The organism is Salinilacustrithrix flava, from assembly GCF_041228405.1.
GTDB lineage: Bacteria > Actinomycetota > Acidimicrobiia > Acidimicrobiales > Salinilacustritrichaceae > Salinilacustrithrix > Salinilacustrithrix flava.
Genome location: NZ_CP133888.1, coordinates 464,082 through 490,277, shown reverse-complemented (window position 1 = coordinate 490,277; position 26,196 = coordinate 464,082). Strand labels below are relative to the sequence as shown.

21 protein-coding genes are annotated in these 26,196 nt (G+C 72.2%); 11 read left to right on the top strand and 10 right to left on the bottom strand.

What is annotated here, in order from left to right:
* Window positions 1-4: 4 nt before the first annotated feature.
* Complete coding sequence (locus RGQ06_RS02375) at window positions 5-346, bottom strand: hypothetical protein (protein ID WP_432429694.1); 342 nt, start codon at window positions 344-346, stop codon at window positions 5-7.
* Here RGQ06_RS02375 and RGQ06_RS02370 point away from each other — a divergent pair.
* Window positions 330-1,709 (top strand): LVIVD repeat-containing protein, encoded by a 1,380-nt coding sequence (locus tag RGQ06_RS02370; protein ID WP_432429693.1) that lies wholly within the window; start codon window positions 330-332, stop codon window positions 1,707-1,709. The two genes, RGQ06_RS02375 and RGQ06_RS02370, sit on opposite strands and share 17 nt — an antisense overlap.
* A 29-nt stretch (window positions 1,710-1,738) precedes the next feature.
* Here the strand turns inward: RGQ06_RS02370 and RGQ06_RS02365 are convergent, their stop codons facing one another.
* Genes RGQ06_RS02365 through RGQ06_RS02355 form a run of 3 tightly spaced genes read right to left on the bottom strand, consistent with a single transcriptional unit; the run spans window position 1,739 to window position 5,491 of the window.
* Window positions 1,739-2,134: a PPOX class F420-dependent oxidoreductase gene (locus tag RGQ06_RS02365; protein ID WP_432429692.1), complete on the bottom strand. Its 396-nt coding sequence runs from the start codon at window positions 2,132-2,134 to the stop codon at window positions 1,739-1,741.
* Between the two features lie 20 nt (window positions 2,135-2,154).
* Window positions 2,155-4,737, bottom strand: coding sequence for an ABC transporter permease (locus tag RGQ06_RS02360; RefSeq protein WP_432429691.1), 2,583 nt, complete (start codon window positions 4,735-4,737; stop codon window positions 2,155-2,157).
* Between the two features lies 1 nt (window position 4,738).
* The gene (locus tag RGQ06_RS02355; RefSeq protein WP_432429690.1) at window positions 4,739-5,491 is read right to left on the bottom strand and encodes an ABC transporter ATP-binding protein; all 753 of its coding nucleotides are present in this window, start codon (window positions 5,489-5,491) and stop codon (window positions 4,739-4,741) included.
* 64 nt (window positions 5,492-5,555) lie between these two features.
* Between RGQ06_RS02355 and RGQ06_RS02350 the strand changes: the two genes are divergently transcribed.
* The 4 genes from RGQ06_RS02350 to RGQ06_RS02335 all read left to right on the top strand — a co-directional run bounded on the left by RGQ06_RS02350 (window position 5,556) and on the right by RGQ06_RS02335 (window position 10,222).
* Window positions 5,556-9,065: an adenylate/guanylate cyclase domain-containing protein gene (locus RGQ06_RS02350; protein WP_432429689.1), complete on the top strand. Its 3,510-nt coding sequence runs from the start codon at window positions 5,556-5,558 to the stop codon at window positions 9,063-9,065.
* A 108-nt stretch (window positions 9,066-9,173) separates the two neighbouring features.
* Entirely contained in the window at window positions 9,174-9,494 is a 321-nt protein-coding gene (locus RGQ06_RS02345) for a hypothetical protein (RefSeq protein ID WP_432429688.1), read from the top strand.
* A gap of 324 nt (window positions 9,495-9,818) precedes the next feature.
* Window positions 9,819-9,962, top strand: coding sequence for a hypothetical protein (locus RGQ06_RS02340; protein WP_432429687.1), 144 nt, complete (start codon window positions 9,819-9,821; stop codon window positions 9,960-9,962).
* Window positions 9,959-10,222, top strand: coding sequence for a hypothetical protein (locus tag RGQ06_RS02335; protein ID WP_432429686.1), 264 nt, complete (start codon window positions 9,959-9,961; stop codon window positions 10,220-10,222). The genes RGQ06_RS02340 and RGQ06_RS02335 overlap by 4 nt, the downstream gene beginning before the upstream one ends.
* 148 nt (window positions 10,223-10,370) lie before the next feature.
* Here RGQ06_RS02335 and RGQ06_RS02330 read toward each other — a convergent pair whose 3' ends face one another.
* The 5 genes from RGQ06_RS02330 to RGQ06_RS02310 all read right to left on the bottom strand — a co-directional run bounded on the left by RGQ06_RS02330 (window position 10,371) and on the right by RGQ06_RS02310 (window position 18,105).
* Window positions 10,371-11,939 carry a 3'-5' exonuclease gene (locus RGQ06_RS02330; RefSeq protein ID WP_432429685.1) on the bottom strand — a complete coding sequence of 523 codons (1,569 nt, stop codon included), beginning with the start codon at window positions 11,937-11,939 and terminating at the stop codon, window positions 10,371-10,373.
* Window positions 11,936-13,045, bottom strand: a complete 1,110-nt coding sequence (locus RGQ06_RS02325; protein ID WP_432429684.1) for a hypothetical protein — start codon at window positions 13,043-13,045, stop codon at window positions 11,936-11,938. Before RGQ06_RS02325 ends, RGQ06_RS02330 begins: the two co-directional genes overlap by 4 nt.
* A gap of 690 nt (window positions 13,046-13,735) precedes the next feature.
* A complete protein-coding gene (locus RGQ06_RS02320) occupies window positions 13,736-14,113 on the bottom strand; it encodes a helix-turn-helix domain-containing protein (RefSeq protein WP_432429683.1) in 378 nt (125 codons plus the stop codon).
* A 52-nt stretch (window positions 14,114-14,165) separates the two neighbouring features.
* Entirely contained in the window at window positions 14,166-16,685 is a 2,520-nt protein-coding gene (gene hrpB / locus RGQ06_RS02315) for an ATP-dependent helicase HrpB (protein WP_432429682.1), read from the bottom strand.
* A 1-nt stretch (window position 16,686) separates the two neighbouring features.
* The gene (locus tag RGQ06_RS02310) at window positions 16,687-18,105 is read right to left on the bottom strand and encodes a M20/M25/M40 family metallo-hydrolase (protein WP_432429681.1); all 1,419 of its coding nucleotides are present in this window, start codon (window positions 18,103-18,105) and stop codon (window positions 16,687-16,689) included.
* A gap of 25 nt (window positions 18,106-18,130) precedes the next feature.
* Between RGQ06_RS02310 and RGQ06_RS02305 the strand changes: the two genes are divergently transcribed.
* Window positions 18,131-19,159: an HD domain-containing protein gene (locus tag RGQ06_RS02305; protein WP_432429680.1), complete on the top strand. Its 1,029-nt coding sequence runs from the start codon at window positions 18,131-18,133 to the stop codon at window positions 19,157-19,159.
* On the opposite strand, the gene RGQ06_RS02300 is transcribed toward RGQ06_RS02305, so the two are convergent.
* The gene (locus RGQ06_RS02300) at window positions 19,146-20,141 is read right to left on the bottom strand and encodes a diguanylate cyclase domain-containing protein (RefSeq protein ID WP_432429679.1); all 996 of its coding nucleotides are present in this window, start codon (window positions 20,139-20,141) and stop codon (window positions 19,146-19,148) included. The genes RGQ06_RS02305 and RGQ06_RS02300 overlap by 14 nt on opposite strands.
* A 140-nt stretch (window positions 20,142-20,281) precedes the next feature.
* Between RGQ06_RS02300 and RGQ06_RS02295 the strand changes: the two genes are divergently transcribed.
* The 5 genes from RGQ06_RS02295 to RGQ06_RS02275 all read left to right on the top strand — a co-directional run bounded on the left by RGQ06_RS02295 (window position 20,282) and on the right by RGQ06_RS02275 (window position 26,182).
* Entirely contained in the window at window positions 20,282-21,106 is an 825-nt protein-coding gene (locus RGQ06_RS02295; RefSeq protein ID WP_432429678.1) for a DUF3097 family protein, read from the top strand.
* 84 nt (window positions 21,107-21,190) lie between these two features.
* The gene (gene doeB2, locus RGQ06_RS02290; RefSeq protein ID WP_432429677.1) at window positions 21,191-22,378 is read left to right on the top strand and encodes a N(2)-acetyl-L-2,4-diaminobutanoate deacetylase DoeB2; all 1,188 of its coding nucleotides are present in this window, start codon (window positions 21,191-21,193) and stop codon (window positions 22,376-22,378) included.
* The gene (locus RGQ06_RS02285; protein ID WP_432429676.1) at window positions 22,375-23,637 is read left to right on the top strand and encodes an aspartate aminotransferase family protein; all 1,263 of its coding nucleotides are present in this window, start codon (window positions 22,375-22,377) and stop codon (window positions 23,635-23,637) included. Before doeB2 ends, RGQ06_RS02285 begins: the two co-directional genes overlap by 4 nt.
* Window positions 23,634-24,818: an ectoine hydrolase gene (gene doeA, locus RGQ06_RS02280; RefSeq protein ID WP_432429675.1), complete on the top strand. Its 1,185-nt coding sequence runs from the start codon at window positions 23,634-23,636 to the stop codon at window positions 24,816-24,818. The genes RGQ06_RS02285 and doeA overlap by 4 nt, the downstream gene beginning before the upstream one ends.
* Window positions 24,812-26,182, top strand: coding sequence for an NAD-dependent succinate-semialdehyde dehydrogenase (locus tag RGQ06_RS02275; RefSeq protein WP_432429674.1), 1,371 nt, complete (start codon window positions 24,812-24,814; stop codon window positions 26,180-26,182). The genes doeA and RGQ06_RS02275 overlap by 7 nt, the downstream gene beginning before the upstream one ends.
* Window positions 26,183-26,196: the final 14 nt, after the last annotated feature.

Here is a 26,196-nt window from a genome sequence, read left to right as displayed (position 1 = left end):
TGGCCTACATCCGATCCCACATGCGGGGTTCGATGTAGGCCAGAACGGGATCGGCCGCCCGCCTCGAGGGGAGGAAGCCGGCACCGATCCGTCGAAGTGCGCACCGTCGGCCGTCGCAGGTGGGTCGCCGCGCGAGCACCGTGCGGGCCTCGGCGGGGCGAGGAGCGTGCAGGGTGTCGAAGTCGATGCGTTGGGGGTCGATGCGTTGGGGGTCGATCGTGGCGGCGGCCGCGCTGGGTGCGGTGGCCTGGGGCGCCGGTGCGGTGGCGCCGGCCCAGGCGGAGCCGGCCGTCTTGGTCCAGCTGCCGGGTGCGATCGCCTCGGCGAACATGGAGTACGTCGGCACCGTCCCGATCGAGTCGCCGGGGGTCAGCCACGCGGTCCGCGAGGTCGGTGACCAGCGCCTCCTCTACGTGAACGGCGCCAAGGGCCTCACGATCTACGACATCGACGATCCCGCCGACCCCCAGCGGGTCGGCTTCCTGCTCCTGCCCCACTCCCAGAACGAGGACATCCAGGTCTCCGAGGACGGGACCCGGGCCATCATCGCCGCCGACGGCGGCCTGCTGGTCCCGATCCAGGCGACTCGTGGGCTCCACATCGTCGACACCTCCGACCCGTCGAGCCCGGAGGTGGTCGCCTGGCTCGACGACGCCGCCGGTGGAACGAACCACACCGCGACCTGCGCCGACGATGCCTGCGAGTGGATCTACGGGAACCGGGGCGCGATCTACCGGGTGCCCGCCGACGCAGACGGCACCGAGGACATCCGCACGCTCAACAACAGCTGGTTCGACCTCGACGAGCGGGTCACCAGCAGCCACGCCCTCAACCGGTCGGTGCACCTCGACCCGGAGACGGGCCAGCCGGTCACGATCATGATCAGCGACTCGGAACCCCGCCTGATCATGGACGCCACCGACCCGGCGAACCCGGTGCTCCTGGCCACGTCCGACCCGGCCGACCACGAGGGCGACGGGTTCCTCCAGCACAACAACGCCCGCCCCAACGCCGCGGACTGGACACCCCGGAGCCTCGACGGCGGCGCGTCGCGCGGACCCGCAGCCGGGCTCCCGATCACGGCGTCACCGAAGGCCAACGGGGTCCCCGGCGGCACGCAGCACGCCGCCGTCCTGCCCACCAACGACGACCCGTTCGGTGGCCACCTCCGCCCCGGGGAGCTGGTGATCGGCAACTCCGAGTCCAACATCGTCCCCCAGTGCGACGACCAGTCCGGTGGCCTCACGACGTTCTCGATCGCCGACTTCGACCAGGGCGCCACCATGGAGCCCCTGCACACCTTCCGGCCGGTCAACGGGACGTGGCTCGACGGCAACCCCGCCGCCAACGGCCTCGGCTGCTCCGGCCACTGGTTCGACATCCGCGACGGCGACACCCTGATCGCAGCCAGCTGGTACGAGCACGGCGTGAAGGTCATCGAGGTGCTGCCCGACTACTCGATGCAGGAGGTCGGCTTCTTCCAGCCGGTCGTCGGTGCGGCCGGCGCCGCGTCGTGGGTCGTGGACGATGACGGCACCGAGTACATCTTCTCGACCGACTACGAGCGGGGGCTGGACATCATCCGGTTCCACCGCGACGCTCCGAGGGCCACCGAAGCCGAGATGCGGACCGCGGCGATGGCGGTGACCCAGGCGAACCCGATCGCCGATGTCGAGCGCCTGATCTGCGAGCTCGGCGGCCAGGGCTGACGCCGCGCGCTACACCACGACTGACAGTTTCAGGAGCGGCCGAGGATCCGATCGACGCGGATCTCGATGACGGAGCGGTCCTCGCGGGACTTGGGCTCGCGGTAGCGCTGGGCGTAGCGGGCCTCCGCGTCGCGGCAGGCGTCTGAGTCGGTGACCGCAGTGGCCGGCCCCTCCAGCGACAGCCAGCGCCCGCCGTCGACCTGGCAGACCACGGCCCGGCCGCCCGGCTGACCGGCCACGTTGCGGTGCTTCTTGGAGGCGTCCCAGGTGATGACCCGGGCGATGCCGGCGTCGTGGTCCCAGGTGAACCCCACCGCCACGACGTGCGGGGAGCCGTCGGGCCGCAGCGTGGTCAGCGTGGCGAGGTGCCGCTCGGCGAGGAAGGCGAGGTCGTCGTCGGTGAGGTCGGCGGGGGTGCGTGCCATCCCGCCATCCTCCCACCCGGTCACTCGACAGCGATCGCGTCCAGGACGTCGAGGCGGGCGGCCCGTCGGGCCGGGCGGATCGAGGCGATGACGCCGAGCGCGCCGGCCACCAGCACGACCACGACCAGCTGGCCGACCGGCACGCGGAACCGCGTGAGCCCGAAGGACTCGAGCGAGCGCACCAGGGCCGAGCTCACGACCAGCCCGAGCGCCAGGCCGACGAGCGTGCCCAGCACCGAGATGAGCACGGCCTCCCACCGCACGGCCGACCGCAGCTGCGAGCGGGTCATGCCGACGGCTCGCAGCAGGCCGAGCTCGCGGGTCCGCTCGTGGATCGACAGCGAGAGCGTGTTGGCGATGCCGATCATGGCGATGATCACCGACAGGGCGAGGAGCGCGTTCACGAGGGTCAGGAAGCTCGTGATCTGGTCGGTGAGGCTGCCGATGAACCCGTCGCGGTCCAGGACATCGATGGCGGGCACGCCGGCGAGCGCGGCCTCGACGTCGGCTCGCACCACGTCGACGTCGGCCCCGTCCGAGACGGTGGCGATCACCTGCACCAGCTGGCGCTCCGTGACCAGGCGCTCGTAGTCCGCGGTGTCGATCGACCAGAAGCCGAGCAGCGTGAGGTCGTCGGACAGGGCCCGGACCTCGAGCTGCACCGACTGGCCGCCGGTGCCGGTGAGCAGCACCACGTCGCCCACGTCGACGTCGTTGTCCTCGGCCACGCCGACGTCGACCAGGACGCCGCCGGGACCGAGGTCGGTGACCTCGCCGACGGCCATGCGGGCGTCGAAGGCCTGGGACAGCGTGGCCGGGTCGACCGACTGGACGAACTGCGTCCCGGCCCGCCCGTCCGGGTACGTGACCTGGGCCTGGGTGAACCCGATGCGCGAGGTCGTCTCCACGCCGTCGACGGCGGCGATCGTGTCGGCCACGGCCGGCGGGAACCCGCCCGGGGGTCCGAACCCGCTCGCCTCGGACTGGATGATGAGGTCGCCCGTGAAGCCCCGCTCGACCTCGGCGACCACCGACTCACGGGCGGAGGCGGCGAAGACGGTGATGAACCCGATGAGCGCCACGCCGATCAGCAGCGCGGACGCGGTGGCGGACGTGCGCTTGGGGCTCCGGGCCGCGTTCTCGGTGGCGAGCACCCCGGTGATGCCCCGGAGGCGGGGGAGCGCGGCGCCGAGGATCCGAACGCTGGGCTCGGCGAGGACCGGCCCGATCACGATCGCGCCGACGATGAGGGCGAGGGCACCGAGGCCCACGGTGGCCACCTCGGGCTCGTCCACCCGCCAGGCCGACGACAGCGACCAGCCGCCGAGGGCGAGCAGCAGCACGCCGGCGACGATGCGGGGCTTGGACGCGCCGGAGCGGTCGACGGCCACGTCGCGCAGCGCGGCGAGCGGTGGCACGCGTGTGGCCTGGATCGCCGGGACCACGGAGGCGAGCAGGGTGATGCCGAGCCCGAGGACCAGTGCGGTCACCACTGTGGTCGCGCTGATGACCAGCCCGGAGGTCGGCAGGTCGGCCCCCGAGGCCTCGAGGGCGGCGGTGACCGCGGTGGCGAGCGCGATGCCGCCGAGCAGGCCGAGCACCGCGGCCACCAGTCCGATGACGAGCGCCTCGAGCAGCACCGAGGTCAGCACCTGCCGTCGACCGGCGCCGATGGCCCGGAGCAGCGCCAGCTCCCGGGTCCGCTGCGCGACGAGGATCGCGAAGGTGTTGGCGATGATGAACGTGCCGACGAGCAGGGCGATGCCGGCGAAGATCGACAGGAGCTGTCGGAAGAAGCCGAAGCCCTCCTGGATGTCGGATGCCTCCAGCTCGGCTGCTTCCGTGCCGGTGAGGGCCTCGGCGGTGGGGGGCAGCACGGATGCGACCCGCTGGGTGAGGGCCTCCTCGTCCACCGAGCCATCGCCGGCGGCCAGCACCACCTGCGTGCGGTCCTCGAGGCCGGCGAGGCGTTGGGCCTCGGCCAGGGTGAAGTCGGCCGACACGGCCCCGGCCGCGGACTCGGCCTCGCCGAAGGTGAACGTGGCGACGAGGCGGTAGGTCGCTTCGCCCAGCTGGGACACGACCCGGACCTCGTCGCCCAGCTCGTAGCCGGCGTCCTCGGCGGCGGCGACGTTGAGTGCGATCTCGTCGTCGCTGCTCGGCGGCTCGCCCGTGGCGATGCGGTAAGGATTGAGGCGCTCGGACGCCACCCAGCTCTCGATCAGCGTCGGCGGCCCCGCCGATGCGCCGAGCGGTTCGCCGTCGGGCCCCAGGACCCGGTTCTGCGAGCCGAAGCCGACGGTCTGGATGAACGGCTCGGCCACGGCGACGCCCTCGACGGCCGCGACCTCGTCGACCAGCCCGATGTCCAGCAGCTCCCGCGCGTCCTGCCCGCCGAAGCCCCCGTCGAACAGCTCGACCCCTTGCACCTGCACGTCGACGCCGGACCGCGTCTCGCCGAAGAGGTCGGCGAACACCTTGTCGATCGTGTCGGCGAACACGAAGGTGCCGGACATGAACGCAACGCCGAGCACGATGGCCAGGACGGTCGACACCAGGCGGCGCTTGTGCTCCCACAGCGAGCGGAGCGTGACCCGCCACACGTCAGTCCCCGAACCGCTTCATGCGATCGAGCACCCGCTCGGCGGTGGGGTCGGCCATCTCGTCGACGATGGCGCCGTCGGCCAGGAACAGGACGCGCTGCGCGTACGACGCGGACTGCGGGTCGTGGGTGACCATGACGATCGTCTGGCCGAGCTCGTCGACGGCGCCGCGCATGAAGTGCAGGATCTCCGCCGAGGTCGAGGAGTCCAGGTTGCCGGTGGGCTCGTCGGCGAACACGATCTCGGGCCGGCTGGCCAGTGCGCGGGCCACGGCGACGCGCTGCTGCTGGCCGCCGGAGAGCTCGGCGGGGCGGTGGTCGAGGCGGTCGCCGAGGCCGACCGTGGCGACGACCTCGTCCACCCAGGACTGGTCGGGCTTCCGGTCGGCGAGGGCGAGCGGCAGGGTGATGTTCTCCCGGGCGTTCAGGGTCGGGATCAGGTTGAACGCCTGGAACACGAAGCCGATCCGGTCGCGGCGCAGCGTCGTCAGCTCCTTGTCCGAGAGCGTGGTCAGGTCCACGTCGCCGACGAGCACGCGGCCGCCGGTGAGCGAGTCCAGCCCGGCCACGCAGTGCATCAGGGTCGATTTGCCCGAACCGGACGGGCCCATGATCGCCGTGAACCGCCCGGCATCGAACGCCACGTCGACCTCGTCGAGGGCGGTGACGGCGGTGTCGCCGCTCCCGTAGACCTTCGTGGCCCGCTCGGTGCGGGCCGCGACGGTGGGGGGTGCGGGCGCCGGGGAGATCGACATTCCTGACACGGTACGGGTCAGATGTCCCGCCGGGCACCGACTTCCCCGGCCGTAGACTGCCGTCGTGCAGTGTCCCCAGTGCCGAGCAGAGGTGCCCGTCGGCGCCCGGTTCTGCTCGTCGTGCGGGCACGAGCTCGTGGTGGTCGGCGACCAGCGCCGCATCGCCACCGTGCTCTTCGCCGATCTCGTCGGGTTCACCGCCCTGTCGGAGGAGCTCGACCCGGAGCAGGTGAAGGCCCTGGTCGATCGCTGCTTCGAGCGCCTGGCCGAGGACATCGAGGACTTCGGCGGTCGGGTCGACAAGGTCGTCGGCGATGCGATCGTGGCCCTGTTCGGTGCACCGGTGGCCCATGAGGACGATGCCGAGCGGGCCGTGCGCGCCGGGCTGCGCATGCAGCAGACCATCGCGGCCATGGCGGCCGAGGGCGGGGTGCCCGTCCGGATGCGGGTCGGCATCAACACGGGCGAGGTGCTCGTGGGCACGGTCCGGGCCGGCCGGGAGTACACGGCCATGGGCGACGTCGTGAACACGGCGAGCCGGCTCCAGGAAGCCGCCGAGCCGGGCACGGTGGTTGTCGGCCCCGAGACCCGGATGGCCACGCGGGACTCCTTCGAGTACGCCGACATCGACCCGGTGCTGGCCAAGGGCAAGCGCCTGCCCGTCCACGCATCCATCGCCGTCCGGGCCGTGGCGCCCCCCGGCCAGCGGCTGCGGCACAACCGGGCACCACTGATCGGCCGGGAGACCGAGCTGGCCCTGCTCTCCGGCGTCACCGAGACCGCGATCGACCGCTCCCGCGCCGCCCTGCTGCTCGTGCACGGCGAGGCGGGCATGGGCAAGTCCCGGCTGGCGGCCGAGGTCGCCGTGCACGCCCGCACCGACCTCGGCGCGTTCGTGCTCGAGGGTCGCTGCGTCCCCTACGGCGAGGCCAACGTCTGGTGGCCCGTCGCCGAGGGTCTCCGGGTCTCGGTCGGTCTCTCCTCCGACGCCACCGCCGACGAGGTCGACCAGGCGCTTCGTGCGGCGGCGACCGACGCGCTCACCGACTCCGGTCGCCTCGACGAGCTCGAGCGCGTGGTCGCCGGCCTCCACCACCTGCTCGGCCACGACGGCGCCCTGCGCGGCATCGACGCCACGCGGGCTCGCGAGGAGGCCATCCGCTCGGTGGTCGCCCTCGCCGAGGGCTTCAGCCAGCGCAAGCCCCTGTTCGTCGTCCTGTCCGACCTGCACTGGGCCGACCAGGAGGTGCTCGACCTCATCGACACCCTGCTGGTCCGCCTGGCCCGCCGCCCCTTCGTGCTGCTCGCCACCGCTCGGCGGGCCCTGCGCGAGCGGTGGACCCCGTCACCGGCTGCGGCCAACTCGGTGGTGCTGCACCTCGACCCGCTGAGCGACGAGGCCAGCCGACGGCTGCTGGCCCACCTCACCGACGGCGCGCTCCACCCGTCGATGGCGTCGATGCTGGTCGAGCGCTCCGGTGGCAACCCCTTCTACCTCGAGGAGCTGGTCGCCCTGGTCGGCGAGGCCGGCGTGCGCACCATCGACGGGCTGCTCACCGCCGAGGGCGGCGAGCTCCCCTCCACCCTCCGTGGCCTGGTCGCGGCCCGGCTCGACGCGCTCAACCCCGGCGACCGCAAGATCCTCGACGATGCTGCGGTCCTCGGCCGGCGCAACCGCACCGACGCCCTCGTCACCATGGCCCAGGTCAAGCGCGGTGTCGACGCCGAGGCGGCGCGCGCCCACCTCGAGAGCCTCGCCGCCCGGGAGTTCCTCGTCTTCGACGGCGACCTCTACACGTTCCGCTCCGAGGTCATCCGCGAGGTCGCGTACTCCACGCTGACCAAGGCGGACCGCGCCCGCTCCCACGCCGGCATCGCCCGCTGGATCGTCGACCACGAGGACCACGAGCGCGAGCACATCGTCGACCAGATCGCCAACCACTGGGCGGCGGCCGCCGAGCTGGTGGCCGAGATCGGCTCGGTGTCCGACGTGCCCGACGACGTCTGCGCGCAGGCGGTCGACTGGCTGCACCGGGCGTCGCTGCGCGCCGAGGCCGACGTCCACCCCGCTACGGTGGAGGCCCTCACCACCCGGGCCCTCGGGCTGATGGGCGACGACCACCCAGACCGCGCCGAGCTGCTGCGCCTCCGCGCCCGGGCCCGGGTCGACCGCTACGAGCTCGACGCCGCCCTCCAGGACACCGAGGTGGCCGAGGTCCTGGCCACCGCCGCCGGCGACGACCGCGCCCTCGGCGACATCCTCCTCGTCCGGGGCGACGCCCTGCACCACCGGGGCACGTTCGCCGACGCCCTCGAGGCGCTCACCCGGGCCAAGGCCCACTTCGCCGCCGCCGACCACGTGGCGGGCTGCGCAGAGGCCGAGCGGCTCCAGGGGATGGTCCACCTCTTCGGCGGGGACTTCGTCGCCGCGGACGACGCCCTTCGCGCCGCCCACGGGCTCTTCGAGGAGGTCGACGACCGTCGGGGCATGGCCTGGGCGCTGCAGAACCTGTCGTGGTCGGCCTACATCGCGGGCCGCATCGACGAGGCCGAGCATCGCGTCACCGCGGCCATGGCGACCTTCGAGGAGCTGGGCGATCCCGGCGGGTTGACCTGGTCGCGCGGGCTGCTGGCGTGGGTGCGGTTCCACCAGGGGCGCAACGACGAGGCGCTGGCCCTGGCCACCGCCGTCGGCGACGATGCCCACCAGCGCGGGGAGCGGTGGGGCGAGGCGATGATGCGCGTGCTGTCGGCGTCGATCTCACTGTGGTCGGGCCGCACCGAGGACGCGGTCGACTCGGCCCGCCAGGCCGTGACGCTGTTCGAGGAGATCGACGACCAGATCGGCGAGCTGCAGGCCAGGTGCGGGCTCGGCCGGGCGCTGCTGATGGCCGGGCACGTGGAGTCCGGGCTGGTGGAGCTGCGCAGCGCGCTCGCCGACGGGGTCGGACCGGAGGGCGACGAGCAGGCCTGGATGGCACGCGTGTCCATGCTGATGGCCGCCGTGCAGCTCGGCGACGTCGAGCTCGGCACGGTGGCCCTGGCCGAGAGCAAGGGCTTCGGCGACACCGACTCGGTCGGCTTCGGCGATCGGGTCGGGGCGCTCGCGCTGCACCACCTGCAGCACGGCGACGTGGCCGCCGCGAACGCCGTGCTCGAGCAGCACGTCGAACCCCGGGGCTACGTCCAGAGCGCCCGGGCGCTCGTTGCCGCCGTCGATGGCGACGCGGAGACGGCCCAGTGCCTGGCGGACGAGCTCGTGACGCTGCCGCACACCTACCTCGACCGTGCCTACGCCGAGATCGCCCGAGGCATCGCACTGGCCGTCAGCGAGCGGGCCGGTGAGGCCCGCAGCGTCCTGGCGAAGGCGATCGCCGACCTCGATGCGACGGGGGATCGCCTGGCCCAGGCCATCGTGCGGCTCGTCGACGCCGGCGTGGCCGAGCAGGCCCATCGCGTCGACGCGGCCACCGCCCGGGGCGTGGCGGAGGCCCGCCTGCGCGACCTCGGGATCGAGGCCAACGGCTGGCGGCACCTGCTCCAGGACGCGCTCGGCCTCGTCGCCACCGCCTGAGCGGCGCCTGGCGCCCGGTGTGACCGAGGTCATCTGGTCTATCAAGCAGGTGCTTGATACAGTTAGCACAGCACCAAGCACCCCGAGCCCCCACAGGAGCGCACCGCGATGAGCACCACCATCATGACCACCGTGACCACCTACGAGGACAAGGCCCTCGAGCTGATCGTCAAGGTCCAGGACGAGGTCCTCGGCTACGTGAAGCAGGCCGTCCAGCTCCTCGATGACCGCCTCCCCGAGGTCGAGCTCCCCGAGATCGCCGTCCTCGACCAGGTCCCGACCCTCGAAGAGGTCGTCACCACCCAGTTCGCCTTCTCCAAGAAGCTCCTCACCAACCAGGAGAAGTTCGCGAAGAGCGTCGTCAAGGCCGTCAAGCCCCTGACCCGCGACGCCAAGCCGAAGGCCAAGACCACCGCCAAGGCCGCTTGAGCCCGAACGAGATGTGAGGAGGGCGGCGCTGCGGCAGTGTTCGGCAAACAGAGGTGATGGTGTTGGCTTCGTTGAAGCCCTCGAGCCACCCCTCGCCCCGCCGGCATCTCCACCTTGCCCCAGCCCTGCGCTGGGGTGTGGGACCTCACGACTACGAGCCCCGCAGCACACTGCTGCGGGGCTCGTTCCGTGCCCAGTTCGGCAGCAAGGTGGGGTAGATGGGTACAAACCCCGTCCGCCTTTCGCCGGCGAGGCCATTGCTGTACCGCAACGGGCGGTCACAGTCGAGGTGGTACCGATCCACCGAAACGAAGGAGGCCTTCCATGGCCGACACGCACAACGACACCGCCGCCAGTGCGGCGATCAACAAGCGGCGCACAACGCACCGGAGCCGATGCGGCATGGTCACGTTGCCGCCCCAGGCACCAACGGTCCGCAACTACCTTGTTCTCGGGGGAATCCAATGACGAACGCAACGACTGACCGCGAAACCGACCATGCGCCATGGGGACGACGTCTCGCCCGTGTCGCCCTCGTCGTGTACTCGGTGGCGTACCTCACCTTCGCCGGCATCCAGCTGGGCAAGGTCTTCGAGGACCCGTGGCCAGAAGCGTCACGCCTCGGCGGTCTGCTGATCGTGACTGCCGTGTTCGCCGTCAGCATCCACCGGCTGGCAGTACGCGCCGGCGTCTCGATCACAGTCAGCGATTCCCCTCCCGGCAGGTAACGGCAGCTGAGACCCAGCTCGAAGAACTCGAACAGAGCCCGCTCCGATCATCGGAGCGGGCTCTCGTCGTTCCGGGGCCTGCGTTGTACCCATCGCTGCACAACTGCTGCGGGGCTCGTTCCGTGCGGGCGAGCGCCCGTGCTGGGCGTCAGGCGCTGAAGCGGCGGGGCCGGACTCGTCCCGATGGGCGTGCGACCCGGCTGCTGGTGCCGGGCTTGGGGTTCGGGGGCGTGAACCGCTGGCGCTGGCGTGCGAGATGCCGGTTCCACCACTCGGCGAGCTCTTGCCAGCCCTCGTCGGTGGTCCGGTGCGCGAGGTGCTTGCGCACGACTGCTTCGGCTTCGGCGTCTCGCTGTTGGAGGGTGAGGCGTTCGGCGTAGATGCGGATGATGCGGGGGTCGAACGCCTCGAGTTCCATGGCGTAGTCGACAACGACTGCTGCTCCAGACAGCTTCCCGGCGCTGGCGAGCCAGTCGGCTGCGAGCCATGCGGCGTAGCCGGCCATGTCGTGGAGTCCGGCGTCGGTCCACCGGCTCATGAAGCTCTTCCGGTTGGCGGCGCTCATGTGTTTGATGCGGGTCGGGTCGAGGGTGATCTGGTCGGAGTAGACGGCGGTCGTGACGAGCGGCTGGTGGGCGATGTCGATGGGGCAGGGCCGGTCGTTGCGGCAGTCGGGGCACTCGTGGGTGTCCGTGTCGCATCGGGCGAGTGCCTTCACGGTCCCGTGGTGCTTGAGCCACCAGCGGTAGGGCTTCTGGCTGTAGCGGCCGCCGAGGGCGGCGGGAGCGAGTGCGTTCAGGGCGCTCAGGAGCGTGGCGCCTTGGCCGGGCTCGAACGTCGATGCGTGGGCGAGGAGGTGCTTCGTGAGCCGTGCGTGGAGCTCGGCGGCGTGTGGCGTGGCGAGGAGCGCCTTGTCCTCGAGGAGGTGGCAGCGCAGGGTGGCGCACTCGAGTGCGTTCGCAGCCCACGCATCGAGCTCGGTCTTCGACGGCTCGTCACTGAGCGGCCCGGTGTGGGTTTCGAGGTGTTCGGCGGGGAGCTGGTCGGCGGGCTGGCGGCGGCTGATGTTCGCTGGGTCGGCAGCGGCGATGGTGTGCGTCGAGCGGGAGCTGGCGGCGTCGAGGACGGTGTCGAGGTCGGTGGTCTTGTTGGCGGCTGCCACGCGCAGGAGGGCGTGGAGGACCTCGGCGGTGGCGGTGGCGTCAGCGACGGCGGTGTGCGGGGCGGTGTTGGTGACGTTGAGCGAGGCGCACAGAGCAGCGAGCGTGCGGCTGCGTGAGGGCATGACGTGCCCGACGGCGTCGGGCAGGCGCATCGTGTCGAGGACCGGGGCGTCGTTCAGTACACGACCGTCGTCGAGGCGGAGGCACTCGAGGTGCAAGAGCCCGATGTCGAAGCGGGCGTTGTGGCAGACGACGATGGTGTCGGGAGCGGCGATGAGCTGGTTGAGGGAGTCGAGGACGTCGCCGAAGCTGGGGGCGCCGGCGACGTCGGTGTCGGTGAGGCCGTGGATCCAGCTGTTCGTGATGGGCACGCCGGGGTCGATGGTCGTGCTCCAGATGCTGCGTACCCGGCCTCGCCGGCTCGTGGCAGCGGCGATGGAGACGATGCGCTCACCCTCTGGTGACGGGCACGTCTCGACGTCAATGACGACGAACGTGTGCGCTGCGCAGAGCACGTCGAACGCTGCGTCGGCTGCTCGGGCGAGGGCGGTCACCACAGGCCCCTGGAGCGAGCGACGTCTCGGATGAGCAGCGGGTCCCGCAGTGAGCTGTAGCGCCCGACGAACCGGCTCGCTGTCGGCGGCTGCGGGTCGGTGACCTCTCGCAGCGGAGTGCTCCACCCGTCGTTGGCGACGCTGTCGGAGCGGAGCAGGTCGATGACGGTGGGCATCTTGTCGAACAGGCCGTCGTCGTTGCACACGACCAGGTCGAACAAGCGGTTCGTTCGCTCGAGGTTCCCGAACACGTGCGCTCGCCCGGACAGGACCGGGGCGATGCGCTGGCGGATGGCGACCTCGAGTCCACCGGTCGACAACGGCAGCTGCGGGTACTTGGCCACGGTCGGCAAGGCGTTGGCCACGACTGCTTCGTGCTGCCGGCGGCTGTTGGCGACCTTGTCGAGCGGAGCGCCGACGCGCACGACGATCGCCTCGAGCTCGTTCCACCAGCGGGCCCAGTGGCCAGCGTCGAGTTCGGTGATCGTCTCCCGGCTGAGCAACGCCAGGTGGTCGTCGAGTTCGGGCAGCAGGTCCTTCGATGCGGTGTCGGTGTCCTTGGTCCACGTGCCGGGCGTGTCGAGCAGCGCCAAGGCCACGTTGCTGCGCACGTGGAACAGGGACGGGATCCACGTCGTCGCCGAGCCCCACAGCTCCCGGATCGCCTTGAGCTGCGAGTCGTCGCCGTCGGCGATGACGATGTCGGGCGTGTAGCCGAGCTCGTCGAGGACGAGCTTCCACGCCATGTGGTCGTTCCTGGGCAGGCCCCGCACGAGCCGGAGGCGCTGGCGGCGGTGCAGGTCCCCGCTCGAGGCGTCCCAGAGGATCTCGGCGACGACGAGGACGAACCAGTCGGGTCGGCCCATGCGGCGACGCCCCACCGACAGCGCCTTGGCCGAGATCGGCTGGTCGTCGATGACGATGGCGATCGGTGTGGGGTTCGGCGCACCGAAGGCCTCGAGCTCGGCTCTGGCGGCGACCGCGGCGGCGAGCTCGGCCCGGAACTTCGCTTCGGTGTGCGCCCACAGCACGGGACTGAACGTCTCCACCCAGTCAGCGGCCGTGTGCCAGTAGTTGCGCTTCGTCGCCTGCTTCTGCTTCGTCACCCGGGTGCGTGTGCGCTCCGTTGCGTCCCTCGCTCGCACGGACACGTCGGCGTACGTCGCTCCACGAGCAAGGTCCCGCAGACCATCGGCGACGACTCGCACCGCCCACGAGTGCCGCCTGGAGATCGTCGTGTCACCCCGGTGCGTGCCCCGCAGCTCCTCACACGCATCGCAGCGGTCCTCGCCCGCATGCACGTGCTCTCGTGGCAGGACCGGCGTGAACCGGTGCCACACCGAACGGTCGTCCCGGTCCGGGTAGCAGCGGTACCGCTGCCGTGGCTTCTCCGTCGACCGGGCGTACCGACCGTCCCGCACGACGTAGCCGCCCGGATGGTCCGGGCACGCCGGCGGAGGCGACCACACCGGCATCGGCACCGACCCGGCGACGACCGAGAAGAAGTGCCTCTCGTGTCCCGCAGCGGTGCAACGGAACACCTGGCGAACACCCGAACTCGTCTCACGCCGAGCATGCGACACGACGTGGGACCCAGCGTGCTCAGGCACCGGGCACACAGCGACCGGACCGCCTCGTCTCTTCGCCATTGCCGCCGCCTTCCCCCGGAACGAACGAGTGGCCGGCCCCATCGGGGCCGGCCACTCAACATAGGCACTACCTGCGACAACGAAGGCAACCGAGATCACCTTTGTTTGCCGAACACTGCTGCGGCGCCGCCTTCGTCGCGCTCGGCCTCAGTCGTCCTCGGCCGTGTTGCGCGCGACGTAGCTGCGGTACACGGCCAGCATCGCCGCCTTCTGGTCCTCCGAGAGGAGCGAGTCGGCGCGGATGGCGTCCTCGACGCTCGGCCCCCGTTCGCCCTCGTCGCTCGCCTCCAGCAGCCCCGCCTGCACCAGCAGCGACTCGGCCGACACGTTGAGCGCTGCGGCGATGGCCTTGAGCACCCGCACCGAGGGGGTGTGGAGGCCGCGCTCGATCTGGCTCAGGTACGGGTTCGAGACGTTGGCCCGGTCGGCGAGGTCGCGCAGGCTGTACTGGGCCTGCTTGCGCCGCTCGCGGATGAAACCGCCGAGCGACTCCAGCTGCTTGCGGGCGGCATCGTCGAGATCCATGGCCCTCCGATGCTACCGGCGTGCTTGATCGACGAAGCGCCGCCGCAGCCGCTCAGCGGCGCTTGGTGCGCGCCGTCGGCGGCGCTGCCATCGGATCCTCCGGCCACGGGTGCTTGGGATAGCGACCGCGCATGTCGGCCCGCACCTCGGCGTAGGCGCCCCGCCAGAAGCTGGCCAGGTCCTGGGTGACCTGGAGCGGCCGGCCGGCGGGGGAGAGCAGGTGGAGCACGACCGGCACCTTCCCGCCGCCCACGGCCGGCGTCTCGGTGGCGCCGAACACCTCCTGCAGCTTCACCGCCAGCACCGGCGGGTGGACCGAGTAGTCGACCCGGTGGCGGTTGCCGCTCGGCACCGGGAGCCGCTCCGGCGCCAGGTCGTCGATGGCGCTCCGGTCCCGCCAGTCGAGGCCGGCCTGCAGCACCTCGCGCAGATCCAGGCGCCGCAGATCGCGCCGGCGTCGCATCCCGACCAGCATCGGCCCGATGCGCTCGTCGGCCTCGGCCACCAGCGCCTCGTCGGAGACGTCGGGCCACCGGTCCGGGTCGAGCCGGTGCAGGAACGAGAGCCGGGCCTGGAGTCGGCGCGCGTCGTCGTCCCACGGCAGCATCGACGCGCCCTCGCGGCGGATGCCGGCCACCAGCGCCGCGGCCAGGGCCTCGGGCGGCGCGTCGTCCACCGGTCGCTCGGCGAGCGTGATCGCGCCGAGGCGCTCGACGGATCGGGCCACGACGTCGCCGGTCCGGTCGTCCCAGCCCACCTCGGTCGCGGTCTCGATCGACACGCCGGCGACCGACCGCACGTCGGCCTCGTCCAGCGCAGCCGCCTCGTACACCCGCGAGCGCGTGGCCTGCCCGTCGAGCTCGGCCACGACCACCCACTCCGAAGCAGCGAGCGGGTCGGTCGGTTCGAGGAAGGCGCCCCGGCCGTTGGCCAGCAGCAGCTCGCCCCGCCCGGAGCCGTCGGGTCGGACCGCCCGCGACCGCCCGATGCGATCGGGGAAGCCGAGAGCGAGGACGAGGCCGAGCGCGTCGTCCTCCGGCGTCCCGACGGTGTCGCCGGGCTTCCCGTCGGCGCGGACCGCGGCGCGCCAGCGACGTGCATCGCGCCGGGCCCGCTCGACCGCGCCCCGGTCGTGGTCGCGGGGCGAGCGGAGGGCGCGGACGCGCTCGGCCACGTCGGTGCTGCGTCGCCGAGACAGGCCGTGCTCGTGGAGGGCGGCAGCGAGATCGGCGGCCAGCCCGCCGTGACCGAGCTCGGCGCCCCGCAGCAGGAGGTGGGCGAGGCGCGGGTGCAGCGGCTGCTCGGCCATCGCCCGGCCGTGGGGCGTGATGGTGCCGCCCTCGTCGAGGGCGCCGAGCCGGTGCAGCAGGTCCCGGGCCGCAGCGAGGTGTGCCGGCGGCGGCGGGGTCAGCCAGGCGAGGTCGCCCTCGTCGGCGCCCCAGGCCGCCAGCTCGAGCGCCAGGGAGGTCAGGTCGGCCACCTCGATCTCCGGCTCGGGGTGGGATCGTCGGGTCGCGTCCTCGGCCCGGCTCCACAGGCGGTAGGCGGTGCCGGGTGCGAGCCGTCCGGCGCGCCCGGCCCGCTGCTCGGCCTCCGCCGCGGTCACCGGGAGCGTGACCAGGCGGCTCATGCCGCTGCCCGGGTCGAGGCGCGGCGTGCGTCGCAGGCCGGCGTCGACCACGACGGTCACGCCCTCGATGGTGAGGCTGGTCTCGGCGATGGCGGTCGACAGCACGACCTTGCGCCGGCCGGGCGGGGAGGGGGCGATGGCCGCGTCCTGCGCAGCCGGCGGCATGGACCCGTGCAGCGGTCTCACGTCGACGTCGGGGTCGAGCCGGCCGAGGGCTCGCTCGGCTCGGCGGATCTCGGCGCCACCGGGCAGGAACACGAGCACGTCACCCTCGTGGGCGGCGAGCGCCCGCCGGACGGTCGGGGCCACGGCATCCTCGGCGGCCCGGCGGCGATCCCTGCTACCGACGGGCGGGTCGACGTGGACGACCTCGACGGGGTACGCCCGGCCCTCGGAGCGCACCACGGGGGCATCGAGCAGCGCGGCCACCGGCTCGATGTCGAGGGTCGCGGACATGACCACGATGCGCAGCTCGGGCCGGAGCGCATCGGCGACCTCGAGGGTCAGGGCGAGCCCGAGATCGGCGTCGAGGCTCCGCTCGTGGAACTCGTCGAAGACAACGGCCGACACGCCCGCCAGCTCCGGGTCGCGCTGGAGCCGCCGGGTGAGCACCCCCTCGGTGATGACCTCGATGCGCGTCCGGCGGGACACCTTGGTGTCCTGGCGCATGCGCCAGCCGACCCGCTCACCGGGCTGCTCGCCGAGCAGCTGGGCCAGGCGCCGGGTGGCGTTGCGTACGGCGAGCCGACGGGGTTCGAGCACGAGGACGGTCCCGTCGCACCACGGTTCCTCGAGCAGCACGAGCGGCACGATCGTGGTCTTGCCGGCCCCGGGCGGCGCGTGGAGCACGGCCCGGCCGCGCTCGGCGAGGGCGGCGCGCAGCGGCTCGATCGCCTCGGCGATCGGCAGGTTGCCGACCGGGAGGCGACCGTGGTCGGCCACGTCAGCGCCGGGCGTGCGCGTCGAGCACGTGGCTGACCGTGGCGGTGATGCGTCGGGCCATCGGCAGGTGCAGGAACTCGTTCGGCCCATGGGCGTTCGAGCCCGGCCCGAGGACTCCGGTGATCAGGAACTGCGCATCGGGGAAGCGGGCGCCGAGCATGCCCATGAACGGGATGGTGCCGCCCTCGCCCATCGCCGCCGAGGGCTGGCCCCAGTGCGCCTCCGAGGCCCCGTCGACCGCGGACTGCAGCCACCCCGCGGTGGGTGGGGCGTTCCAGCCCCCCTCGGCGCCCCGGACGGTGACCGTGACGGTGGCGCCGTTGGGCGGGTCGGCGATGAGGGCGCGCTCGAGGGCGTCGGCTGCTGCCGCCGGGTCGGCGGTGGGGGCGAGGCGGCAGGAGAGGGTGAGCTCGGTGAAGGGGCGCAGCACGTTGCCGGCCCGGTCCGGGGGCGGGAAGCCGTCGACGGCGATGTTGGCGATGGAGGGCTCCCACGTTCGGGCCCGGAGCAGGTCGACGGCCTCGGCGTGGTCGGGACGGGTGGAGCCGGCCCACGGGAACGCGAGCCCGGCCACGATCTGGTCGGCCGTCGCCGCCATCTGGTCGTGCCGCTCGGCCGGGATGTCGCACCAGAGCTCATCGACCAGCACCCGCCCGGTGTCGGGGTCCTCGATGCGGTCGAGCAGCCGGCGCAGCAGCCGGAACGACGACGGCACGACCCCGCCGGCCGAACCCGAGTGCACGCCCTCGATGAGGACCTCGACCCGGACCGACGCCATGAGCACGCCCCGGAGCGACGTCGTGACCCAGAGCCGGTCGTAGGTGGCCGCACCGGAGTCCAGCCCGACCACGAGCGAGACCTGGCCGAGCCGGTCGCCGAGGGCGTCGAGGTGGGCTGGCAGGTCCGGGCTGCCGGACTCCTCGCTCGCCTCGATGAGCACAAGGAGTCGGGCGTGGCTGCCCCCGGCCTCGCGGAGGGCCTCGATGGCGGCGAGCGAGGAGAACACGGCGTAGCCGTCGTCGGCCCCGCCCCGGCCGTAGAGGAGGTCGCCCTCGAGCACCGGCTCCCACGGGCCGAGACCCTCACGCCAACCGGACATCTCCGGCTGCTTGTCGAGGTGGCCGTAGAGCAGCACGGTGTCGTCGGCCAGCGCCGGATCGGTCGCCGGGATCTCGCACAGCACGATCGGGGTGCGCCCGGGGACCTCGAGGACCTCGACGGTCATCCCCTCGATCGGTCGGGCCTCGCACCACTGGCGGATCAGGGCGGTGGCGGCGGCCATGTGGCCGTTGGCCTCCCACTGCGGATCGAAGGCGGGGGAGACGTTGGGGATGCGCACGTAGTCCTGGAGCGGACCGAGGACGTCGCGGTCCCAGCGGGTGTCCACCGAGGTGCGGATCCGGGCTGCGTCGAGTGCCACGGCCCTTTGCTAGCAGGATGGGCGGGTGCTCCTCGACGCGATCGACCACGTCCAGCTCGCCATGCCGCCCGGCGGGGAGGAGCTGGCCACCTGGTTCTACGAGGGCATCCTCGGGGTGCCCCGCGTCCCCAAGCCGCCGCACCTGGCGGTCCGGGGCGGGTGCTGGTTCGAGCGGGGCTCGCTGCGCATCCACCTCGGGGTGCAGGACGACTTCGTCCCGGCGACCAAGGCCCACCCGGCCTTCACCGTGCTGGACCTGGACCGCCTCGAGGCCACGATCACCACGAACGGGCTCGCCGTGCGACGGGTGGACGACCCCCTGGAGCCCGACGTCCTCTACGTGGACGACCCGTTCGGCAACCGCATCGAGCTGCGCCCGACCCGAGGCGTCGAGGACAAGGCCGACTACGCCCAGGTCGTCGAGGACGTGGCCCGGACCGCGGTGGGGGACCGCCTGGCCGACGAGCTCGCCTTCGTCCACGAGCTGGACCGGCTCAAGACCGTGCTGCGCCAGTCCTTCGTCGGCGAGGCGTCCCGGCGCGAGAACACCGCCGAGCACAGCTGGCACGTCGCCGTCATGGCCGCCGTGCTGAGCGAGCACCTCGAGGCCGACGTCGACCTCGCCCGCGTGGTCCTGCTGCTGCTCGTCCACGACATCGTGGAGATCGATGCCGGCGACACCGGCATCTACGACGACACCTCCAACGGCTCCAAGGAGGAGCGGGAGGAGGCTGCGGCGGACCGCCTCTACGGCCTCCTGCCCGACGACGTCGGCGCCCGCCTCCGGGACGCCTGGGAGGAGTACGAGCACGGCACCACGCCCGAGGCCCGGGCCGCTCGGGTCTTCGACCGGCTCGCGCCGGTGCTGCTCAACCTGAGCGCCGGCGGGATCGCCTGGCGCCGCTGGGGTGTCAGCGCCGACCGGGTGCGGGAGGTCGTCGCCCCGATCGGCGCCGGGGCGCCGGAGCTCGGACGCCTCGTGGACGCCGCCCTGGAGCGGGCTGTCGCCGACGGCCTGCTCCCCGCCGGCGGCTCCGGCCTCATCCTCCCCTGAGGTTGCGACGCCGCTTGTGCTGGTACATGCGGGCGTCGGCCCGGGACAGCACCTCGTCCGGCGACGCGTGATCGCCGGGGGCGATGTAGGCCACCCCGATGCTGGCGGCGACGGGCACGGACCGGTCGTCGACCATGACCCGGTCGCCGAGGGCTCCCAGCAGGCGCTGGCCGAAGCGCTCGGCATCGTGCTCGTCGTCCGCCTCGCCGACCACCACGAACTCGTCGCCGCCGATCCGAGCGGCGACGTCGCCCTGGCGCACCGCGGATGCCAGCTGCCTGGCCACGTGCACCAGCAGGCGATCGCCCACGTGGTGGCCGAGCCGGTCGTTGACGGCCTTGAACTCGTCGAGGTCGACGAACGCAGCTGCGACCCCCACTCGCCGCCGCTGGCGGAGCATCAGCTCGAGCTGGCGGAACAGCAGGTCCCGGTTGGCGAGACCGGTGAGCGGGTCGTGGTCGGCGCGCCGCTCGAGCTCGACGACCAGCTCGGCCACGTGCGCCTGGGCTGTCTTGAGCTCGTCGATGTCGGTGCACGTGCCGAACCACTTGACGATCTTCCCGTCGCGATCGCGCAGAGGCAGTGCCCGGCCCAGCATCCAGTGGTAGACGCCGTCGTGGCGCCGCAACCGGTACTCGATCTCGTACGGCGTCCCTGTCGACGTCGCCTCCTGCCACAGCGTCCACGCAAGGGGACGATCCTCGGGGTGGAAGGGCGGGTTCCAGCCGTCGCCGAGGCTCTCCTCGAGCGTCAGGCCCGTGAACTCGAGCCACTGGCGGTTGAAGTGCTCGTGCCAGCCGTCGGGCCGGGTGATCCACACGATCTGGGGCAGCGTCTCCACGAGCGTGCGCCACTCGGCCTCGCTGGCCTCGAGTCGAGCCACCTGGTCGCGCAGGCTGCGGACCTCGGCCTCGAGCGCGCGGGCGTGCGCCGCTCCTCCGCCGGCCGGTTCGTTCGCCGATCCGGCGGTTGCGTCGTCCACCTCATGACGGTGCCTGCGCGCCGGCCGGCGCACCAGAGCCGTGCGGCCCTCCCGGGATGGCACGATCGTGTCAGATGCCACATTCCGGTCGGGTCATCGCCCTCCCCGACCGTGGTCCGGGGATTCCGTACCCTCGGGGGATGCGCCGCCCGGCCCGCCGCTCGATGGAGCCCGTCGACCTCGACCCGCGCCCTCGCCGGTATCCGGTCATCGGCGCGGTGCACGGCACGCAGATCACCCACCTTCCCACCGGCACCGTCGGCGCGGTCGAGCGGTTCCTCAACTCCCAGCTGCAGGTGAAGGACCGCACCGGGTACGTGCACACGTTCACGGTGGTGCCCGGTGAGTTCGCCATCGACGGCGTCGCCTGCCACCCGGTCTTCGGGTCGGCGACCCCGACCGAGCCCGAGCGCCGCATCTCCGCCTCCGGCTCGATCGCCGTGCGCCACGAGGCCCGGGTCGCTCGGGCGAGCCGCATCCTCGTCGAGGGCGTGCACGACGCCGAGCTGCTCGAGAAGATCTGGGGCGACGACCTGCGCCACGAGGGCATCGTCGTGGAGCGCCTCGACGGCATGGACGACCTCGGCGCGGTCGTGCGCGACTTCCGGCCCGGTCCGACCCGACGCCTCGGTGTGCTGCTCGACCACCTGGTCGAGGGCTCCAAGGAGTCCCGGGTCGCTGCCACCGTGCAGCACCCCCACGTGCTCGTCACCGGCACCCCCTACGTCGACGTGTGGCAGGCCGTGCGCCCGTCGGTGGCTGGGATCGAGGCATGGCCCGACGTCCCGATGGGGGAGCCGTGGAAGGAAGGCGTGCTCGCCCGCATCGGCCGCCCGGGCCAGCACCCGGGCGCGTTCTGGCGAGAGCTGCTGGCCAGCGTCACGACCTACGCAGACCTGTTCCCACCCCTCGTCGGCGCTGTCGAGCAGCTCATCGACTTCGTCACGGAGATCGACGACGGCTGACAGGCCGACAGCAGCGCGTTCGCGAGATCCCGACGGGCCCGCGAGCGCTACGGTCCCGGCACCGAGCAACGATCTGGGAGCGCAGTGGGCACCAGCTGGAACACCGTCGTGCAGGACGCAACAGATCTGCGACGTCGGCTGCACCAGCGACCGGAGCTGGGTTGGAGCGAGACCTGGACGGCAGCGGCGATCCGCGAGGAGCTCGACCGGCTCGGGATCGCCTGGCGGGACTGCGCCGGCACCGGCACGGTCGCCACCCTCGCCGCCGGCGCCACCGGACGGCACGTGGCCCTGCGGGCCGACATCGACGCCATGCCGGTGCACGAGGCGACAGGGGCGACCTGGACCTCGCAGGTCGACGGGATGATGCACGCCTGCGGCCACGACGGGCACACGGCCACGCTCCTCGGCACCGCCCGCTGGCTGGGGGACCACGAGGATGCGCTGCCCGGACCGGTCACGCTCCTCTTCCAGCCCGCCGAGGAGGGCGGCCACGGTGCCCGCGGGATGATCGAGGACGGCGCCCTCGACGGCGTCGATGTCGTGTTCGGCTGGCACAACTGGCCCGCCATCCCGTTCGGCCAGGCCGTGTGCCCCGACGGCACGGTGATGTGCGGCAACGGCACCTTCGAGATCCTCGTCGAGGGCGTCGGCGGCCACGCCAGCCAGCCCGAGGCGACGCGCGACCCGGTGCTCGCCGCCGCGGCCATCACCGTCGCCGTCCAGCAGGTGGTGAGCCGGCGCCTGCCTCCGCAGCAGCCCACGGTCGTCGCGGTCACGTCCATCGACGCGCCCAGCGCCGCCACCGTCACGCCGGCCTCGGCCCGCCTCGGTGGCAGCATCCGGATCGCCGACGAGGCCGCCCGCGACGAGGTCGGCGCCCTCATCGACGAGGTGGCGCACCACGTCGCGGCCGGTCACGGGTGCCGGGCCCAGGTCGTGCACCAGCGTCGCTACGGACCGACGGTCAACCACCCCGGTCCAGCCGCCGAGATGCGGGCGGTCCTCGCCGACGAGCTCGGCGACGGCTGGCACGCCGGTTCGACGCCGGTGCCGATCATGGCGTCGGAGGACTTCAGCTACTACCTCGCCGAGGTGCCGGGCGCCTTCGCGCTCGTCGGCGCCGATGATGGCCAGGGCCACGACGCCTCGTGCCACAGTCCGCACTACGACTTCAACGACGACCTGATCGCCCCCGTGGTGCGCATCTACGCCCGCCTCGCCGGGGCACCGCTTCCCGAAACCGAGATGAGAGACAGGAGCACGACGTGAACAACGAGGCCTTCGAGCAGTGGGAGTCGGCGATCCGCGGGTACTGCCGCGCCTACCCCACGGTGTTCACCTCCGCGAAGAACGCCCGCATGCACGACGAGGACGGCCGCAGCTACCTCGACTTCTTCGCCGGTGCGGGCGTCTTGAACTTCGGGCACAACGACGAGCGCATGAAGCGGGCGATGATCGAGTTCCTCGAGCGCGACGGCGTCGCCCACAGCCTCGACACCCACACCGACGTCAAGCGCGACTTCATCGAGCGCTTCGCGGAGGTCGTGCTCGAACCCCGCGGCATGGACCACAAGATGCAGTTCATGGGTCCCACCGGCACCAATGCTGTCGAGGCCGCACTGAAGCTGGCCCGCAAGGTCACGGGTCGGCCCCACGTCGTGGGGTTCAGCCACGGCTTCCACGGGATGACGCTGGGCTCCCTCGCCCTCACGGCCAACGACGTCTTCCGCCAGGCGGCCGGCGTGCCCCTCGAGCACGTCGTGCGCCTGCCCTTCGAGACCGCTGCCGGCGGTGGGCTGAAGGGGCTGGAGAGCTACCGGGCGGCCCTCGAGGACAGCTCGAGCGGCCTGCTGCCGCCTGCGGCGTTCGTCGTCGAGGTCATCCAGGCCGAGGGTGGCGTGAACGTGGCCTCGCCCGAGTGGCTCCACGCCGTGCAGGACCTCGCCCGCGACGTCGGGGCGCTGTTCATCATCGACGACATCCAGGCCGGGTGCGGGCGCACCGGCTCCTACTTCAGCTTCGACGGCATGGACCTGGACCCCGACATCGTCACCCTGGCCAAAGGCATCGGTGGCTTCGGTACCCCGCTCGCCATGAACCTCAACAAGCCCGAGCACGACGAGCACTGGTCGCCGGGCGAGCACACCGGCACCTTCCGCGGGCAAGGCCTGTCCTTCGTCGCGGGCACCGAGGCCCTGAGCTACTTCACCGACGACACCCTCATGAACCAGGTCGCCGAGAAGGGTGAGATCATGCGCCAGCGCCTGCGCTCCCTCGCCGACGCACGCGCCGACCACGGCTGGGACGTGCGGGGCCGGGGGATGATGCAGGCCGTCGACGTGGTCGACGGCGCCTACGCGAAGGACGTGCAGCGCGAGTGCTTCGAGCGCGGCCTGCTCATCGGGCCGTGCGGCACCGGCGGCCGCGTCATCAAGCTGATCCCGCCGCTCACCATCCCCGAGGACGAGCTCACCGAGGGCCTCGACATCCTGGAGGCAGCGATCGACGCCACGTGGAGCGCCTCGTGAGGGCACGCGACGACATGCTCTTCCCGTTCGAGGAGTACGAGCTGCGCATCCGCGAGCTGCGGGAGCGGATGGAGGAGCGCCTGCTCGACGCGGTGGTCATCACTGCGCCGGGCAACCTCATGTACCTCACCGACTACCAGACCACGGGCTACTCCTTCTTCCAGGCCCTGGTGGTCCCGCTCGACGGCGAGCCCTTCACGATCACCCGGGCGATGGAGGAGTCCAACGTCATCGAGCGCACCTGGGTCGAGCTCACCCGGACGTACTCCGACACCGGCGACGCCATCCAGCTGCTCGTCGAGTCGCTGCGCGAGTTCGGCCTCGAGGGCAAGGCCATCGGCTACGAGCGCAACAGCTACTTCTTCCCCGCCTACCAGCAGGACCGCATGGCCGACGCCTTCCGCGACGGCCGGCTGCAGGACTGCTACGGGATCGTCGAGGAGGGGCGCATCGCCAAGTCGCCGCTCGAGATCGACGTGATGAAGCGGGCCGCGAAGGCGACCGAGGCCGGCATGCGGGCCGGCCTGGCTGCGTGCCAGGCGGGCATCACCGAGAACGAGATCGCCGCCGAGGTCAGCGCAGCGATGTTCCGGGCCGGCGGCGAGTTCCCGGCCGTGATGCCCTACATCACCTCCGGCCCGCGCACCATGATCGGCCACGCCACCTGGGAGGGCCGCACGGTCCAGCCCGGGGAGCACGTGTTCATCGAGGTCGGCGGCTGCTACCGCCGCTACCACACGGCCATGATGCGCACCGCCGTCATCGGCGAGCTCAGCGACTCCATGCAGCGGGCCCAGGACCGCATGAAGTGGTGCATCGAGGAGATGCACGCAACGGTGCGGCCGGGGATGACGATCTCCGACTTCGACCAGCTGGTCCGATCCATCATCGTCGCCAACGAGATCGGCGCCGAGCTCGTCACCCGGGCCGGCTACTCGATCGGCATCGCCTTCCCGCCGAGCTGGGACGAGGGCTACATCCAGTCCATCAAGCCCGGCGACAACACCGTCCTGCAGGAGGGCATGACCTTCCACGTCATCCCGTGGATGTGGGGTGTGGACGGGGACAAGACCGTCGGCATCTCCGACACCATCCGCGTCACCGCCGACGGCATCGCGTCCTTCTTCACCCTCGACCAGGACTTCACCGTCGCCGACCGTCCAGAGGAGCTCCCATGCTGACCGTCATCGACCCGACGACGGGGTCCGAGCTGCACACCCTGCCCGCCGCCGACCGGAGCGAGCTGGATGCCACCCTCGGCCGTGCCCAGGAGGCCTTCGACGGCTGGCGCCGTCGGAGCTTCGCCGAGCGGGCCGCGGTGCTGCGCGCCGTCGCAGCTCGCATGCGCGAGGACATCGAGCGGCTCGCGCTGCTCATGACCGAGGAGATGGGCAAGCCCATCACCGAGGCGCGCGGCGAGGTCAACAAGGCGGCCTGGGCCGCCGAGCACTACGCCGAGCACGCCGAGGAGTACCTGGCGACCGACGTCATCGAGTCCGACGCCACCTCCAGCTACGTGCAGTACCTGCCCATCGGGCCGGTGCTCGGCATCCTGCCGTGGAACGCACCCTTCTGGCTGGCGTTCCGCTTCTGCGCCCCGGCGCTCATGGCCGGCAACACGTGCGTGATGAAGCACGACCCCCACGTCCCCGCCTGCGCCGCGGCGATCGCCGAGGTGTTCGAGGCGGTGGGCGCGCCGCCCGGGGTCTTCCAGAACCTGCCCCTGCAGACCGACGACGTGGCCACTGCCATCGCCGATCCTCGCATCCGGGCGATCTCCTTCACCGGCTCCGAGCGTGCCGGATCCGCGGTCGCCGCGGCTGCTGCGGCCGAGCTGAAGCCCGCCGTGCTCGAGCTCGGCGGCTCCGACCCGGCGATCGTGCTCGCGGATGCCGACCTCGACGCCGCGGCCGCGGCGATCGCCACCATGCGGATCATCAACGCCGGCCAGTCGTGCATCGCCGCCAAGCGGATCATCGTCGAGGACAGCGTCCACGACCGCTTCGTCGACCTCCTGCAGGAGCGCTTCGCTGCGCTGGTGGTGGGCGACCCGCGCGAGGAGACGACCCAGATCGGCCCCATCGCCCGGGACGACCTGCGCGAGAACCTGCACCGCCAGGTCCGCCAGACCATCGACGCCGGCGCGACGTGCCGGCTCGGCGGCGAGCTCCCCGACGGCGACGGCTTCTATTACCCGGTCACGCTCCTCACCGACGTGGAGCCGGGCATGACCGCCTGCGTCGAGGAGACGTTCGGTCCCGTGGCCGCCGTCCTGCGGGTCGGCTCTGCTGAGGAGGCGCTGGCCCTCGCCAACGACACGCCCTACGGGCTGGCGGCGTCGGTGTGGACATCCACCGAGCGGGGCGAGTGGATGGCCGCCGACATCGAGGCCGGGCAGGTCGCGGTGAACGGCGTGGTCAAGACCGACCCCCGACTGCCATCCGGTGGCGTCAAGCGCTCCGGTTACGGGCGCGAGCTGGGCCCCCACGGGATCCACGAGTTCGTGAACGCCCAGCAGGTCTGGATCGGCCCCTCCACCGCCTGAGGGGGACGGGGCGG